The organism is Komagataeibacter xylinus, from assembly GCF_004302915.1.
GTDB classification, from domain to species: Bacteria; Pseudomonadota; Alphaproteobacteria; order Acetobacterales; family Acetobacteraceae; genus Komagataeibacter; species Komagataeibacter xylinus_C.
Genome location: NZ_QQBI01000013.1, coordinates 35,765 through 51,002 on the forward strand (window position 1 = coordinate 35,765; position 15,238 = coordinate 51,002).

The 15,238-nt window shown below is 64.9% G+C and carries 13 protein-coding genes; 11 read left to right on the plus strand and 2 right to left on the minus strand.

Translation table 11 applies throughout. The features are described 5' to 3' along the window. Positions 1-8: 8 nt before the first annotated feature. The 3 genes from DV027_RS09470 to DV027_RS09480 are packed head-to-tail and all read left to right on the plus strand — an operon-like array spanning position 9 to position 2,698. Complete coding sequence (locus tag DV027_RS09470) at positions 9-1,151, plus strand: nucleoside hydrolase (protein ID WP_130731565.1); 1,143 nt, start codon at positions 9-11, stop codon at positions 1,149-1,151. 9 nt (positions 1,152-1,160) lie between these two features. Next, positions 1,161-1,604, plus strand: coding sequence for a DUF1489 family protein (locus DV027_RS09475; RefSeq protein ID WP_130731566.1), 444 nt, complete (start codon positions 1,161-1,163; stop codon positions 1,602-1,604). A 32-nt stretch (positions 1,605-1,636) separates the two neighbouring features. After that, positions 1,637-2,698, plus strand: coding sequence for a lytic transglycosylase domain-containing protein (locus DV027_RS09480; protein ID WP_130731595.1), 1,062 nt, complete (start codon positions 1,637-1,639; stop codon positions 2,696-2,698). A gap of 71 nt (positions 2,699-2,769) precedes the next feature. On the opposite strand, the gene DV027_RS09485 is transcribed toward DV027_RS09480, so the two are convergent. Beyond that, positions 2,770-4,821, minus strand: a complete 2,052-nt coding sequence (locus DV027_RS09485) for a glycoside hydrolase family 3 C-terminal domain-containing protein (RefSeq protein WP_242621821.1) — start codon at positions 4,819-4,821, stop codon at positions 2,770-2,772. 225 nt (positions 4,822-5,046) lie between these two features. Between DV027_RS09485 and DV027_RS09490 the strand changes: the two genes are divergently transcribed. The 5 genes from DV027_RS09490 (at position 5,047) to DV027_RS17525 (ending at position 10,556) form a co-directional block, all read left to right on the plus strand. Further along, positions 5,047-5,580 carry a DUF3576 domain-containing protein gene (locus DV027_RS09490; RefSeq protein WP_110569473.1) on the plus strand — a complete coding sequence of 178 codons (534 nt, stop codon included), beginning with the start codon at positions 5,047-5,049 and terminating at the stop codon, positions 5,578-5,580. Between the two features lie 100 nt (positions 5,581-5,680). Next, positions 5,681-8,314 carry a leucine--tRNA ligase gene (gene leuS, locus DV027_RS09495; protein WP_130731567.1) on the plus strand — a complete coding sequence of 878 codons (2,634 nt, stop codon included), beginning with the start codon at positions 5,681-5,683 and terminating at the stop codon, positions 8,312-8,314. A 2-nt stretch (positions 8,315-8,316) separates the two neighbouring features. Next, on the plus strand, positions 8,317-9,201 hold the full coding sequence (locus tag DV027_RS09500) for a hypothetical protein (RefSeq protein WP_130731568.1): 885 nt from the start codon (positions 8,317-8,319) through the stop codon (positions 9,199-9,201). After that, a complete protein-coding gene (holA, locus tag DV027_RS09505) occupies positions 9,198-10,217 on the plus strand; it encodes a DNA polymerase III subunit delta (RefSeq protein ID WP_130731569.1) in 1,020 nt (339 codons plus the stop codon). Before DV027_RS09500 ends, holA begins: the two co-directional genes overlap by 4 nt. Before the next feature lie 147 nt (positions 10,218-10,364). After that, entirely contained in the window at positions 10,365-10,556 is a 192-nt protein-coding gene (locus DV027_RS17525) for a hypothetical protein (protein ID WP_165399154.1), read from the plus strand. Between the two features lie 203 nt (positions 10,557-10,759). Here DV027_RS17525 and DV027_RS09515 read toward each other — a convergent pair whose 3' ends face one another. Further along, on the minus strand, positions 10,760-11,254 hold the full coding sequence (locus DV027_RS09515; RefSeq protein WP_130731571.1) for a hypothetical protein: 495 nt from the start codon (positions 11,252-11,254) through the stop codon (positions 10,760-10,762). Between the two features lie 558 nt (positions 11,255-11,812). Here DV027_RS09515 and DV027_RS09520 point away from each other — a divergent pair. The 3 genes from DV027_RS09520 to DV027_RS09530 all read left to right on the plus strand — a co-directional run bounded on the left by DV027_RS09520 (position 11,813) and on the right by DV027_RS09530 (position 15,100). Further along, on the plus strand, positions 11,813-12,157 hold the full coding sequence (locus DV027_RS09520) for a hypothetical protein (protein ID WP_130731572.1): 345 nt from the start codon (positions 11,813-11,815) through the stop codon (positions 12,155-12,157). Between the two features lie 325 nt (positions 12,158-12,482). After that, entirely contained in the window at positions 12,483-13,718 is a 1,236-nt protein-coding gene (locus tag DV027_RS09525) for an NAD(P)-binding domain-containing protein (RefSeq protein ID WP_130731573.1), read from the plus strand. Between the two features lie 53 nt (positions 13,719-13,771). Further along, a complete protein-coding gene (locus DV027_RS09530; RefSeq protein ID WP_130731574.1) occupies positions 13,772-15,100 on the plus strand; it encodes an ATP-grasp domain-containing protein in 1,329 nt (442 codons plus the stop codon). Positions 15,101-15,238 lie beyond the last annotated feature (138 nt).

Below are 15,238 nucleotides of genomic sequence, written 5' to 3' on the forward strand. Positions count from 1 at the left end.
ATAGGGCCATGCATTCAGGGCAGGGAGATTACTGCGTGTTGTCATCCATCCTTTCACGGTCCACCCGCCTCGCCGCCACCGCCGCGGCCCTTGCCTTCATGGCCGTGCCCGCCATGGCGGCCCCCGCCACGGGTGGCCCGGAACTGGTCATCGAGGATAACGACTTCCTCGGCCCGGGCGGGTCGGACCAGCTTTCCACCATTCCGCTGCTGTTCAACCCCCATGTGCGCGTGCTGGGCTTTACGGTGGTGAGTGGCGACGGGTGGGAAAACGCGGAATCCGCCCATCTGCGCCGCCTGCTTGAAATCATTGGCAAGACCGACGTGCCGGTGGCCGATGGCGCGGTTTACCCGCTGGTCAACACGCGTGCCGAAATGCGCCTGCATGAGCAGCAGTACGGCGCCATTCCGTGGAAGGGTGCGTGGGGCGGCATTGGGTCCATCGATACCGCCCCCGATGTGCAGCCCGCCATCGGAACCATGAAGGAAGGCGCACCGCACACGCCGCCCGCAAAACAGGACGCCGTGCAGTTCCTGATCGAGCAGGTGCATGCCCACCCGCATGAAGTCACGATCGTGGCGGCAGGCCCGCTGACCAACCTCGCGCTTGCCATCCGCCAGGACCCCACCTTTGCCGAGACGGCGAAACAGCTCATCTTCATGGGCGGCATGCTTGATACCAGCATGATGTCGATTACCGGCAACGCGGATTTCGCCTCTGACTTCAACATGATCTTCGACCCCGAGGCCGCCCACATCACGCTGACCGCGCCGTGGAAGGCGATTACGGTGGTGGGCAGCGTGTCGAACGACCTCATGCTCTCACGCGAATATCTCGGCCAGATCACCAGCAGAAAGACGCCGCTCACCACCTATATCGGCAGCTATTACGACCCGCTGCCCATGTGGGATGAAATAACCACCGCCATCGCCGCCGACCCCACGCTGGTCACCTCCGCCGTCGATGCCCGCATGGATATCGACACCAGTCGTGGCCCGCATTACGGCCATGCCTTTGTGGTGCCCGAGGCCCTTGCCCCCAAAGGCAGCCCCATGCGGGTGATGCATATCGTGCGCAGCATTGATGAAAAGCGCTTCCGCGAGACCTTCGCGCACGAGGCGCAGGCTGATTCCGCGACCCCGGCGCGGTAAGGGGCGGGCATGCTGCACATGGTCAAGCTGGCGGTGGGCGTCCATTCCCTTGAGGATCTCGCCGCCCGCCAGTCGCTCCAGACCCCGCCGGTCGATGACCTTGATGGCACCAGCCCCTCGGGGCAGCCATGGTTCCGCACGCGCATGTATCCACGCCGGGCGGCGGAAATACTGGATGGCGGGTCGATCTACCGCGTAATTGCCGGGCGCATCCTGTGCCGCCAGCGCATTACCGCCATCGAACCCGACACGCGCGAGGATGGCGTGGCCTGCGCACGAGTGGTCATGGCGCCCGAGATCATTCCCGTCAGCCCGCGTGCCATGCGTGCCTTTCAGGGCTGGCGTTACCTCAAGCCCGCAGACGCGCCACCCGACCTTCTGGCAAACAGCCATGCGGGCGACATCCTGCCCGAAGCCCTACGCAACGAACTGGCGGAACTGTGCCTGATCTGAACATGCTCCCTGCACCTCCCTCCCTGCGGGACATGACGCGCCTGTTTCTCGTAGCCATTGCAGGCCTCGGGCTTGCCGCCTGCGCCACGTCATCGGGCGGGGGCGGCAGCCACAGCCATGCCAGCTACAACAGTTACTACAAGGGCAAGGCCGCCTACCGGCCGCCCGGGCCCGCAACCGACCCGTGGCAGCCCTATATTGCCGATGCCTCGGCCCGCTTTGCCGTGCCGCAGGAATGGATTCGCGCCGTGATCCAGAAAGAATCGGGCGGGCATGAATATATCGATGGCCACCTCACGCGCTCGGCCAGCGGGGCAATCGGGCTGATGCAGCTCATGCCCCCCACCTATGCCGACATGCAGCGCCGCAACCACCTCGGCTCCGACCCGTATGACCCGCACAACAACATCCTGGCCGGCACGGCCTATATCCGCATCCTGTACGGACTGTATGGCGCGCCGGGCTTCCTTGCCGCCTACAACGCGGGCACGGAGCGGCTGAACGATTACCTTGAAAATGGCCGCCCGCTACCCAGCCAGACGGTTCGCTACCTGCGCATCATCACCCCCAACCTTGGCAATGAAGTGGCGCTGAGCGGGCCGCTGGCGGTTTATGGCGCCTCCAGCCAGCGGGTTACGTCCACGCCGGTGCCGCTGGGCAATGGCACCACCATCCAGCCCGACCATACCTATGTGCAGTACGCAACGCTTAACCCGCCCGCCCCCGTGCAGCACCGCACCGCCTGCATGCATGATGCCAACCTTGCCTATGACCCCACGAGTGCCGCCTGCCACACCGATGCCCGCACGGCTGCCGCCGCCGCGCCCAGTGCTGGTGCCGGATATGGGGCGTGGATGGTGCAGGTGGGTGCGTTTTCGGCGGAGGGGCAGGCCCGTTTTGCCAACTCCATGGCGCGGCAGGGTGATTTCGCGGCCCTTCAGGGCGCGCGCAGCCTGGTCATTCCGGTCAGGCGGCCTGCGGGCATGATCTATCGCGCCCGCCTGGCCGGGCTTTCGCAGGCTGCCGCGACACAGGCCTGCGCCACGCTGAAGGACCAGGGCCTGCCCTGCACCGTCATCCGGCCCGGACAGTAACGGGCTGATAAAAGTTCCTGGCGAAGCCTTTTTCAAAAAGGGGGCACCCGAAAACTTTTATCCGTCAGGGCTCATTCAGCGGTCACCACCGGGGCGGGCTGGTTTTCCAGCGTGGCGGGCACATGCAGGGCGGGCAGGTGCAGTGTGGCGTGCCGCACCAGCATGACCGATGAAAACCCGAGCGAGAGCGTATAATCCCCCGCCGCCACGGCCCAGTTGCCCCCTGTCGCGTTCCACTGCCCCACCAGCCGCAGGCCTATGGGCACGCTGAGCCGCACCGGGTGCCCCGGGGCGACCATCACGCTGCGCCACGCGGCCAGCCTGCGTGGGTTGCCCGGCAGGTCGGGCGGAGTTTCGACATAAAGCTGGGGCACGGCCCGCAGCGCCGCCGTGCCGGGATTGGAGAGCGTGAAGCTGGCATTGAGGTGATTGCCCTCACGCGCCACATGCAGTTCGCTCAGCACCAGCCGCCCGCGGGCCGACAGCCCGTAGCCAAACGGAAACAGCGGCACGACATGCGCGCGCTCGAAAGCGCGGTAATTCGCATCGACCATACCCGGCGGGTAAAGTCCGCCCGTCAACGTGACCGGCAGGTGGCCCGAGAAATCCTGCTGCCCCGACAACAGCGCCGACAGGGCCTGCGCATATTCATCCCGCCACGCCCAGCCCTGCACCACGCTATCGACCGCATCGAGCCAGGGCATCTGCCGGTCAGGGTCATCGGCGGTCAGCACCACGGCCACATGGCCGCCCAGCTCGGCCAGGGTGGTGATCATGCGGTTATCGTCATTGCTGGCGCTGAGCACCAGCGTGCGGGCGGCCTGCGCGCAGGCGGGCGGCAGCGTGCCCGTAGCCCCCGCGCCCTCAGGCGCGGTCACCACCGTTACATTCAGCCCGGCATGGCGCAGCCCTTCGGCCAGCAGGTCGGCGGGCCCGCGCATGGCGGGGTGCACCAGCACCAGCACCGGGCCAAGGGCGGGGTCGAAGGGCAGGACACGATTCTCGTTCTGCAGCAGCACCGCGCCCTCGGCCTCCACATCACCCACCAGCGTATCGACCGGCGGGGGCTGCACGCCGGTGCGGGCAGCGGCGAAAGGCGGCGGGTGGTCAAGGCTGCCCGCCATGTAGAACGAGGCCAGGATATGCGTGACCATGGCCTGCACCTGCGCGGGCTTTACATCCCCATCGCGCACGGCCTTGCGCAGCATCTCGCCCAGCACGTCGGGCCGGTCGGGGCTGACCTGCTCCATGTCCACCCCCGTGGCGACGGCATTCAGCGCGGGCGCGGTATCCGTGCCATGCGGGGCGCTGCCCGGCGCACCCCCTCCCGGCAGGTCGCCTCCGGGCACGGACAGGATCATGCCGGGAAAATGCCATGCCTCATGCACCATGCCCGCGAGTCCCGTAACCTCATGGCACGGGGCCATGCCGCCGCACAGCATGGCCCCGCCATGGGCCACCTCCAGCGCCGTGGCCATGCCCAGCAGGCTGTGGGCCGCAAGGTCGGCGGCCCTGACCGGCGCGCCGCGCTCGGGGGCCGCGCCATCGGCGCGCACCTGCTCCTCACGCGCTACCGAGCCAAAGACCGGCAGCACGTGGCCCGATAGCAGCCCCGCCCCGATCATGCCCGCCATGCTGCCCGCCAGCACCTGGTCCTCGCCACCTTGCAACCGGCCCGAGGGCAGCGTGTCCACGCCGCCCACGCGCAGCACCGCGCGGCCATGCAGCCATTCCGCCCGGGCCCGGGCCACGCCTGCGCGGCGGGCGAGGTCGGGGTCCCATGTCGCGGCCAGCGCCAGCCATGGCAGCATGGGCCGGGGCGGGCCATCGCCGGGTTGCACAGGGGTGGCGAAGGTGGGCATGCGCAGCACCGGCAGCCCCAGCCGGGGCACGCCCGGCCAGGCCAGCAGGCCGGGGGCGTTCCCATCCCCATCGCCAGCCGGGGCGGGGCGGGCCTGAAGCACGGCCTGCTGCTCGGCGGGTTGCAGGCGGGCCGCCATGTCCGCCGCACGGGGACTGGTCGGGCTCGCGGCAACGGCTGTCGCTGCATGTGCTGGCGCGGCATAAAGCAGCCCCGTCATGAGCAGGAAGGCGAAAGACCGTGTAAGCGCGTGTTTCATCATGTTCCGCAGCAGTTGGCGAGTGTGCCCATTTTTGCGCTTCAATGGCCCGATTGTCACGCAGGGCACGGTAAAGTGCCCATGCGACTTGGCGTGGCTGGCGCGGCAGGATATGAAGAAGGATAACGCGACAGGCCGCAACGCCCCTGCCCGGCATGCCCGCCGGTGTCCGGGCGCGTGGCCGGATCACCACATGCGGGGGCCATCCCCGGCGTCCACAGAGGCATCATGACCCTTCGCCCGTTCCATCCCGCTCCCTCTGCCGCCCCCTCGGGCCGTGCCCTGCTGCCACGCGCCGCACTCCCCGCCCTGCTGGCCGCAAGCCTGCTGGCCGGTTGCGGCAGCGCGCCGCAACATGACAAAAGCGGGCTGGCCGTGCCCCAGAACCGCCTGCTGAAGGAAGATCGCGGCGCCAATGGCGGCTCCACGCCACTGGAAAGCAACGGGGTCAACGCCTTTTTGTGGCGTGGCGCGCTCGATACGCTGTCCTTCATGCCGTTTGCCTCGGCCGATGCGGTGGCGGGCGTGATCCTGACGGACTGGTACACGCCGCCCGCCACCAAGGATGAACGCTTCAAGATCACCTGCTTCGTCCTCTCGCGCAGCCTGCGCTCGGATGCGGTGCGCGTCTCGGTGTTCCGCCAGGCCTATGAGGACGGGCAGTGGGTCGATACCCCGGTCGCCGCCAATACCGTGTCCGACATCACGGCCCGCATCCTGACCCGCGCGCGCCAGCTCCGCACCGATAGCGGCCAGCACTAGGCTTGACGCCCCGTAACGCAATCCCGGCCGGGCCATGCGCTGCCCGGCCCTTTTCAGCGGGCGCATGCCGCCCGCCCTCCGCTTACCGAACCAGAAGAAGATGACCGAAACCAGCACCCCCCCGGACAACGCCACCCCCGCCTATGATTTCCACACGGCCGAGCCGCAGTGGCAGGAACGCTGGGCGGCCTCGGGCATCTTCGACGTGCCGGACGTGCCGCCCGCCGACCGGCCCAAATACTATGTGCTGGAGATGTTCCCCTACCCGTCGGGGCAGCTGCACATGGGCCATGTGCGCAACTACACGCTGGGCGACGTGGTGGCGCGCTACAAGCGCGCGCGCGGCTTCAGCGTGCTGCACCCGATGGGGTGGGACGCCTTCGGCCTGCCTGCCGAGAACGCGGCGCGCGAGCGCGGCGTGCATCCGGGCCAGTGGACGATGGACAACATCGCCGCCATGCGCGCCACCCTCAAGCGCCTTGGTTTCTCCTTCAACTGGGACCGCGAGATCGCGACCTGCCTGCCCGAATATTATGGCAAGCAGCAGAAGCTGTTCCTTGACATGCTCAAGGGCGGGCTGGTCGAGCGCCGCGAAAGCTGGGTCAACTGGGACCCCGTGGACAACACCGTGCTGGCCAACGAGCAGGTGGTGGACGGGCGCGGCTGGCGCTCGGGCGCGCTGATCGAGCAGAAGAAGCTCTCGCAGTGGTTCCTCAAGATCACCCAGTTCGCCCCGCAACTGCTCGAGGGCCTGTCCACCCTGCCGCGCTGGCCCGAGCGCGTGCGCACCATGCAGGAACGCTGGATTGGCCGCTCGGAAGGGGCGAAGGTCCGCTTCGGCCTGCACGAGCCGCCCAAGGGCTTCGATACCGACCTTGATTCCATCGAGGTGTTCACCACCCGCCCCGACACGCTGTTCGGCATGTCCTTCCTGGCCATTGCCGCCGACCACCCGCTGGCGGCCAAGGTGGCGGCGGGCAACACGAAGGCGCAGGAATTCATTGCCGAATGCCAGCGCCTCGGCACATCGGAAGAGGCGATCGAAACCGCCGAGAAGCGTGGCTTCGACACCGGGCTGCGGGTCAGCCACCCGTTCATGCCCGATAAATCCTTCCCGGTCTGGATCGCGAATTTCGTGCTGATGGACTACGGCACGGGTGCGGTATTCGGCTGCCCCTGTGGCGACCAGCGCGACCTTGACTTCGCGCGCAAATACAACCTGCCGCTCACCCCCGTCATCCTGCCGCCGGGGGCGGAGGCCGGGACGTTCACCATGACCGACAGGGCATGTGACGGCCACGGCACGCTGTTCAACTCTGGCTTCCTTGACGGGCTGGACACGGATGCGGCGAAGAAAGAGGCCATCACCCGGCTTGAGGGCATGGGTGTTGGTCAGGGCGTGGTCAACTGGCGGCTGCGCGACTGGGGCATTTCGCGCCAGCGCTACTGGGGCTGCCCGATCCCGGTCATCCACTGCACCGATTGCGGCGCGCAGCCCGTGCCCGATGACCAGCTGCCCGTAAAGCTGCCCGAGGACGTGACCTTCGACCGCCCCGGCAACCCGCTGGAACACCACCCCACCTGGAAGCACGTGGCCTGCCCCAACTGCGGCAAGCCCGCCCTGCGCGAGACCGATACCTGCGACACGTTTGTGGACAGCTCGTGGTATTTCGCCCGCTTTACCGCGCCGCATGCCGCCACCCCCACCCTGCCCGCCGCAGCCGATGGCTGGCTGCCGGTGGACCAGTATATTGGCGGCATCGAGCATGCGATCCTGCACCTGCTCTATGCCCGCTTCTTTACCCGCGCCATGCACGAGACCGAGCACCTGCATGTCGATGAGCCCTTCAACGGGCTGTTCACGCAGGGCATGGTCAACCACGAGAGCTACCGCGACGCGGAAGGAAACTGGCTCTACCCCGAGGAGGTCGAGCGCCGCGCGGACAGCGCCGTGCGCCGCGACAACGGCGCGCCGGTCACGATTGGCCGCGTGGAAAAAATGTCCAAGTCCAAGCGCAACACGGTCGCACCCGTGGCCATCATCGAGCGGTTTGGCGCGGATACGGCGCGGTGGTTCGTGCTGTCGGACAGCCCGCCCGAGCGTGACATGGAATGGACGGAATCGGGTGTCGCCGCCTCCGCGCGCTTCCTGCAGCGCCTGTTCCGCCTTGTGCGCGGCGTGGCTGAACAGACCCCGGCTGATGCCGCCTGCCCCGCCACCCTTTCACGCGCGGCCGATGGGCTGCGCCGCGCCACGCATCGCGCCATCGCCGCCGTGACCGAGGCGCTGGAAGGCTTCAGCGCCAACGTGGCCGTGGCCCGCCTGCATGAACTCACCTCTGCCCTGGCCGAGGCCGAGAAGGCGGCAGGTGAGGACGGCATGGCCTTCGCACGCCGCGAGGCCGCCACCATGCTCGCCCTGCTGGCCGCCCCCATGGTGCCCCACCAGGCGGAAGCGATGATGGCGCTGCTCGAGCCCGCCGGCCAGCCGGTGGTGGAGCGCACCTGGCCCACCGCCATCCCCGACCTGCTCAAGGCCAGCGAGCTGACCATTGCGGTGCAGATCATGGGCAAGCTGCGCGGCACCATCGCCGTAGCGCCCGACCTGCCGGCAGACAGGGTGATCGCCCTGGCGGAAGCCGAGCCGAACGTGGCCCGCCTGCTTGAGGGGGCACGGATCGTCAAGCGCATCCATGTGCCCGGCCGCATCGTCAATTTCGTGGTTGCGAAATAGACATGGCCCTTCCCGTCCGTCGCACCGGCGTGCTGTGCGCCCTGCTCATGCTGGCAGGGTGCGGCTTTTCCCCGATGTACAAGACGACGGGAAGCCATATCGGCGCCGATGGCAAACCCACCACCGGCAACGTGCTGGCCGAGCTCAGGCAGGTTTATGTCGCGCGCATCAACGAGCGCTACGGCCAGTTGCTGCGCCAGGCCCTGCAGCAGGACATGGGGGGCGCCGGGCCGGAAAACCCGACCGGTTACGTGCTGCGCATCCGCACCTACCTGATGAACGAGGCCGTGGACATCCACGCCGACAACACATCGGGCCGCACGCGCACCACCGCCTTCGCCCACTGGACGCTGGAGACCGTGGCCAACAGCCCGGTCATGCTGGCGGGGGGCGATGCCTCGGTGGTGGATGGCGTGAACAACAATTACGAGCAGTATTTCGCCCAGACCCTGAACCTTGAGGGCGTGCGCGCCCGCGTGGCCAAGAACCTGGCCGAGCAGATCACGCAGGAAGTGGCCGTGTGGTTCCGCACCCATGCCAAACCCGCTGTCAGCGGCTCGGTGCGGGGGCAGAACCAGCCGCGCTACATCGACCCCAACGGCATCATCAACCCCAACAACCAGATGCCCGCCCAGCACCCCGCCGCCGATGGCCTGCCCACCATGGCCACCGGCCGCACCGATGCCCAGCTGAACGAGGAAAACAACGGCGGCATGACCATGCCCGATGAAAACGGCCCTATGGACAACACGCCGGACACCACCACCACCACCACCACCACCCAGACCCCCGCCACGTCCGGTCAGGGCAGCTATTCGCGGAGCCCGTCGACATCGGAGAACGATGACATGTCGGGCATCAGCATCGGGGGCAACGAGAACCAGTGAAGATCGACGCCCGCTCCGTCAACGCGACCCTGAACGCGCCCGGCGCGCTGCGGGCCATCGTGCTGCATGGGGATGATGCCGGGCTGATCCGTGAACGGGCCACGACGGCGGCACGGGCCATCTGCCCCGACCTGAACGACCCGTTTCGCGTGGCCATGCTGGGCCGCGAAGACCATGACCGGCTGGAGGAGGAAACCACCGCCCTGTCGCTGACCGGCGGGCGGCGCGTGATCTGGCTGCGTGAGGTGGGTGACAGCGTGCTGGCCGCCCTGCAGCGCTGCCTGGCGCAGGAATCCGACACGCTGGTCATCCTTGAGGCACCGGGTCTGGCCTCCCGCTCCAAACTGCGCGCCTTTGCCGAAAAGGACCGCCATTGCGGCGTAATCGGCTGCTACCCCGAGGAAGGCCGCGCGCTTGAAGGTGCGATCCGGCAGATGCTAGCGGGGCATGACGTGGGCATTGACCCCGATGCGCTGGGCTGGATGGTTGAACGCGCGGGGCCGGACCGTGCCGCCACCCGCAGCGAAGTGGAAAAGCTGGCCCTGTTCGCCGGGGCTGGCGGCAGACTGGGGCTGGAGGATGTGCGCGCCTGCGTGGGCGATGCCGCTGGCGTATCGCTGGAGGATGCGGCTTTCGCCGCCATGGCGGGCGAGCGCGAAGCCGCCGATGCCGCCGCCGAGCGCGCGCTGGTGACCGATGGCAGCAGCCCGGTGGCGCTGGCGCGCGTGCTGCTAGGCCACATTCACCGCCTGCGCCGGGTGCGGCTGGCCATGGATGGCGGGATGGGCCGGGCAGAAGCCATGCGGCAGTTGCGGCCGCCGGTATTCTTCAAGCGCACGGACAGTTTCGGGCAGGCACTCAATGCCTGGTCGGCGGCCGCCCTGCTGCAGGCGGCACAGGACACGCAGGCGCTGGAACTGGCCTGCAAGCAGACCGGCAGCCCCGATATCGTGCTGGGACTGCGGCATGTGGCCCGCCTGTGCGGACTGGCGCAGAAGGCACGCAGGCGGCGTTAAAAGAAAAATTGGCCCCGCCCGTGCAAACAAAACACCTTGCCCGCAGGCATGGGCTCGGTTAGAAAGCTGGCAGTATGTCCGCGTAGCTCAGCCGGATAGAGCACAGGATTCCTGGTTTTCAAATTGGGCGCCATGACGGGAAACCCCATGGCGGATCTGCTCAAATTCGGGGAACGCTCTGGCGAAAGCCGTGCCAATCCCGAGCCAAGGCCGGCCCTGCCGGCAAGGTGTAGAGACTGGATGGGCAGCACCTGTAGGCCGCACGCGGCCCATGGTGAAGGGACAGTCCAGACCACGAACGCCATGACCATGGCGGCGGCGAAAGCCGAAGTGGTATGAATCCTGGGGCCGTGGGTTCGAATCCCGCCGCGGACATACCTTCTTTTTCAGGAATGACCTCAAAGAGCAGGGAAAAGCTTTTTCAGGCCGCTTTTCCGTCCCCTTCCAGCAAGGATCGCCTCCCCAGGAAATTTCGGCCCTTTCAAACAATGGGCCGCGACAGCGCCGGGCTGGCCAGCCCGGCGGCACAGGTTTGGATGATATTATCCGCCGGATGCACTGCCCGCATCGGGGCACTGATCGATAACGCTCTGGAAAGTCGATGCAGGCATATGCCCCGTGACCGCGCCATGGTAGCCAACAATCTTGAAATCGAACCCCGTTTTGGCAAACTGGTAGAATTCGTCCTTTGAGAGTTTGATGGCACCGCGTTCATCAATCAGGCAGCCACCCGCGCCCATACAGGCATGGGCGTCCGATCCCAGGTCGTTATAGGTGTATTGATGCCCGTCGCTCCACACGGTTTCAGGCGACAGGCGGTTATATGAGTTATATTCAATGCCCACCGCGTATCCCTTGTCCTGCACATAGGTCGCGATGGTATTCAATGTCTGCAGCAGTCCGGGATGATCCGTATGCTTGCCCGAAACACAGGCCGTGGCGCCAGTGTATTTGTCATGTACTATCTGCGGGTGGCCCTGACATCCGCAAAGAGCCAGCATGACCATACCAGACCCTAATATTGCAAGACGCTTCATGGTACAAAAAATCCTTAAACCAGAAATATGGAAGTCATAGCTAGGTAATAATTGAAATATGTCAATATATGACAATTTATCATTTATAAATATTATAGCGCCTTTTTAATACTTTAAATAAATGTTGAAAATAAAGTATATATCATGTAATTTAAATTATTTAATTTAAACTGTTAACAAAAAATATTCATATAATTCTTTCCGTCATCATATCCAAAAATAAAGACATCTTTCTGCTGAAACATTGAAAAACCATGAAAAACCGCCACTTTCTACCAGAAAGGAACATGGCAGAAAGTTTTATTATTTTTTATTGATGATTTATTTCAAACTTTATTTATGGCGCTCCCGCAGATGGTGGAGCAGCATCTGCACGAACTGAAAAAAGCACCTTTCCGTCCATCCCGCCCCCGCATGCCAGGCGCGGAACACGCATGGCATGCAGGACTTCATCATGCTGCATGTCGCAACCCATCACCGCTACAACCCACGCGGATGGAAAGCGTCTTCATGCGGACAAATCTTGCATGATCGATACAATCCCGGACAGCGCACCTGATGGACACATGGGCGCGCAGACGTGACAGGAACGCAAAAAAGGCGCTTGCGCCTGGCCACCGGGGACAAAGGTTTTCCCCACAGCAGCCACATGGCAACGCCCTCTACGATAAACAGTTTTCAAACAATGTGTTGATTGGAAATGATAACGGTTCAGACGCAGCATCCCTTTTTGTCAGGAAGGCCGCATTGCCTGAAGCTTTTCGAAAACAGCTTCACCAAAAACTTTCTCCTGCTTTCCCTGTCCTCTTTACGGGTAACGGGCTGACATCCGTGCCTTTTGGTCGCATGCTTTATCCTGTGCAATACCAGAACGCGCGCACGCGAAGTATGGAAGCAGCATAAAAGTTCCCTTCATATTATTTATTTATTCACAACTATGACGTGTAAACTATAAACCGTACGGTTTACGGTTGTTAACTGTGTTATTTTTGCCAGATCACGTATCTATTACATATATTCATCTTTTTACGATTGTTGTCTTTCATGGGGTAAATGTATGGTTAACGTATGGCCAGATCATGACGCGGCCTTCGTCCTGACACGTAAACCGCTGTTTCCCGTGCAAAAGCACATCGGCATCTGTCATGAATGCCCAATACAGATTCACGTCTCCACACTTTTACTGATCACCGTTCGTACTTTGAACCTACAGGCTGGTGGATTACTGATGAATACCGACATCGCCATTATAGGGGCTGGCCCCTATGGTCTTTCCCTTGCGGCGCATCTACGCGAGAGGGGGGTGAATTTCCGTATTTTCGGGCGGCCCATGGCGTTCTGGCGCGACCATGTGCCCGCTGCCCTGCGGCTCAAGGCAGAAGGCTTCGCGCTTGATCTGTTCGACCCTGCGCGGCAGTCCACGCTGGCGCAGTTCTGCCGTGCGCGGGGCTACCCTTACGCGCCAACGGGTGTGCCCATCCCCGCTGAAGTCTTTCGGGAATATGGCGAGACGTTCCAGAAAACCCACGTGCCCCAGCTCAGGCCTTTCCTGGTCACGCAGCTTGCGCGCGCGGGCGAGGGCTTCGCGCTGCGCCTGGAAAACGGCGAGAGCGTCATGGCGCGCAACGTGGTGCTGGCGGTGGGCATCGAGCATTTCGCCTACCTGCCCCCCGTCGTGCGCGACCTGCCGCGCGAGCGGATCAGCCACACATTCGACGAGACGGAGTTCGCCCGTTTCTCGGGCAAGCGCGTGGCGGTGATCGGGGCGGGGTCATCAGCGGTGGATACGGCATGCTTTTTGCATGATGCAGGGGCGGAGACCTTCATCTGCACCCGGCGGCCCAAGATATGGATCAACAACCCGCCACAGAAGCTCAGCCCGCTCAGGCGGCTGGTCACGCGCATCAAGAAGCCCCTCTCCGGCCTTGGCACGGGCTGGCGCTCGCGCATGGCGTGTGACCTGCCCGATGTATTCCACATGCTGCCCGCACGCCTGCGGCTGCGCATCACGCGCGGGCATCTCGGGCCCGCCGCAGGCTGGGTGACCGGGCAGGTCGTGCGCGAGAAGGTGCCGATCTGGCTCAATGTGGAACTCACCGCCGCTACCATGCATGAGGGCGCCATTCACCTGACCTTCCGCGACAAACAGACCGGCCTGACCCGCACGGCGGATGTGGACCACGTCTTTCTGGGCACCGGCGTGCAGGTTGCCGTTGACAGGCTGCCGTTTATCGATCCGGCGCTGGCGCACGCCGTACGCACGGAAGACAGCATGCCCGCGCTGTCCCGCCACTTCGAATCCAGCGTGCCGGGGCTGTATTTCATCGGCCCGATGGCGGCTGGCAGCTTTGGCCCGCTGCTGCGCTTTGCGTGGGGCGCGCGCTTTACCGCCCGCAGGCTGACGGCGCGGTTCAGGCGGCAACGCGCCCTTGCTCCCATCGCGCAGCCGGCTTTCGCCCCGTAACGCTTCCCCTGCCGGTCATGGCCGCCATGACCTGAACTGGAAAGTCCCGACCCATGAAAAACGATTTTACAGTTCTGATCGTCTCCTCCGTCTGGTGGTCCGCCATTACGCGGGCGGCGGTGGAATTCATCGAAAGCGGGGTAACGGTGCATGCCATCTGCCCCCAGGGGCATTCGCTGCATTGCCTTGATGGCATCGAAAGCTTCAGCCGCTACCCCTATTTTGCAGCCCCCGCCGTTCTGGCCGAGGCCGTGGCCCGCATCAGGCCCGACCTGATCGTGCCGGCCGATGACCGGGTGGTGCTGGCCCTGCACCAGGCCTATGCCGAGGCCGACCCCGGCACCGGAGCGGGCCGCCTGTGCCGTGAAACCATCACGCGCTCGCTCGGGCAGCCTGAATTCTTCAGCTATGCCGAAACACGGCTCAAGCTGATCGATGCGCTCCGGGCCAGAGGCGTGCCCACCCCTGCCGCAGCCTCCCTCGACACGGCGCAGGACCTGCGCGCGTGGTGCGCGCAAACGCCCGGCCCGTGGGTGCTCAAGCGCGACCGGAGCTGGGGCGGGTCGGGCGTGGTCATTGCCGATACCGCGCCCGAGGCCATGGCCGCCTTCCGCCGCCTGTCGCAGCCCGCGCGCATGGCCTGCGCGCTGCGCGTGCTGCTGGCCGATCGCGACATCTATTCCTTCATGGAGGCCTCGAGCCGCCGCCCCATGCCGGTCATGGCGCAGGCGCATGTCAGCGGCATGCCCGCCAATATCATGGTGGCATGCTGGCGCGGCGAGGTCGTTGCCACGCTGGGGGCGAACGTGGTGGCCTATCAGGGGCGCACGGGGGCGGCCACGGTCATTGAAATTACCGAGGCGGCGGATATGGAGCACGCCGCACGGGTGGCATGCCGCAGCCTGCAGCTTTCGGGCTTTTTCGGGCTGGATTTTGTGCGCTGCGCCAGGACCGGCACCTATCACTTCATCGAAATGAACCCGCGCCTGACCCAGATCGGCCATCTGTGCCATAATGGCACAACGCTGATCCGCAGCCTGCTGCGCCATGTGCGCGGCACGCAGGTTGCCGTGACCTCACCCGACATGCTGGACCTTGGCACGCGCGCGCGCGTGGCTCTGTTTCCGCAGATACTGCGCGCGGAAGCCGATAGCGTGCGCAATGCCTCCGCGTGGATCGACATTCCGTGGCGGCACCCGGCTTTGGTGGAAGAACTGCTGCGCCGCCCCTGGCCGCGCCGTGGCTCGGTGGCCCGGCTGGAGGAGCGCCTGCGGCCCAACATGCCCTACGGCAAATCGGTGGACCGCAGCGAGGCCATGGGCAAGCTCTCCACCCTGTTGCAGGGGGGCATGATAACCGACATGCCGCTCGCGCTCCCGTAAGCCCCTGCCCCGTTAATATTTGAACGCAGACCACATGAATGCAAACGGGCCGCATGGCATCACCATGCGGCCCGTTGCGTAACCATGAGGGCGTAATGCCCCTTCAATGCAGCTTGCCGTGGTCACCTGAAGGCGGCG

What these genes read in the sequence shown, in the direction of transcription:
- DV027_RS17525 (WP_165399154.1), top strand. Translation starts at nt 10,365, where the DNA reads ATGGCGGATCTGCTCAAATTCGGGGAACGCTCTGGCGAAAGCCGTGCC.
- DV027_RS09525 (WP_130731573.1), top strand. Translation starts at nt 12,483, where the DNA reads ATGAATACCGACATCGCCATTATAGGGGCTGGCCCCTATGGTCTTTCC.
- DV027_RS09485 (WP_242621821.1), bottom strand. Translation starts at nt 4,821, where the DNA reads ATGATGAAACACGCGCTTACACGGTCTTTCGCCTTCCTGCTCATGACG.
- DV027_RS09480 (WP_130731595.1), top strand. Translation starts at nt 1,637, where the DNA reads ATGACGCGCCTGTTTCTCGTAGCCATTGCAGGCCTCGGGCTTGCCGCC.
- DV027_RS09490 (WP_110569473.1), top strand. Translation starts at nt 5,047, where the DNA reads ATGACCCTTCGCCCGTTCCATCCCGCTCCCTCTGCCGCCCCCTCGGGC.
- DV027_RS09475 (WP_130731566.1), top strand. Translation starts at nt 1,161, where the DNA reads ATGCTGCACATGGTCAAGCTGGCGGTGGGCGTCCATTCCCTTGAGGAT.
- leuS (WP_130731567.1), top strand. Translation starts at nt 5,681, where the DNA reads ATGACCGAAACCAGCACCCCCCCGGACAACGCCACCCCCGCCTATGAT.
- DV027_RS09470 (WP_130731565.1), top strand. Translation starts at nt 9, where the DNA reads ATGCATTCAGGGCAGGGAGATTACTGCGTGTTGTCATCCATCCTTTCA.
- DV027_RS09515 (WP_130731571.1), bottom strand. Translation starts at nt 11,254, where the DNA reads ATGAAGCGTCTTGCAATATTAGGGTCTGGTATGGTCATGCTGGCTCTT.
- DV027_RS09520 (WP_130731572.1), top strand. Translation starts at nt 11,813, where the DNA reads ATGGACACATGGGCGCGCAGACGTGACAGGAACGCAAAAAAGGCGCTT.
- DV027_RS09530 (WP_130731574.1), top strand. Translation starts at nt 13,772, where the DNA reads ATGAAAAACGATTTTACAGTTCTGATCGTCTCCTCCGTCTGGTGGTCC.
- DV027_RS09500 (WP_130731568.1), top strand. Translation starts at nt 8,317, where the DNA reads ATGGCCCTTCCCGTCCGTCGCACCGGCGTGCTGTGCGCCCTGCTCATG.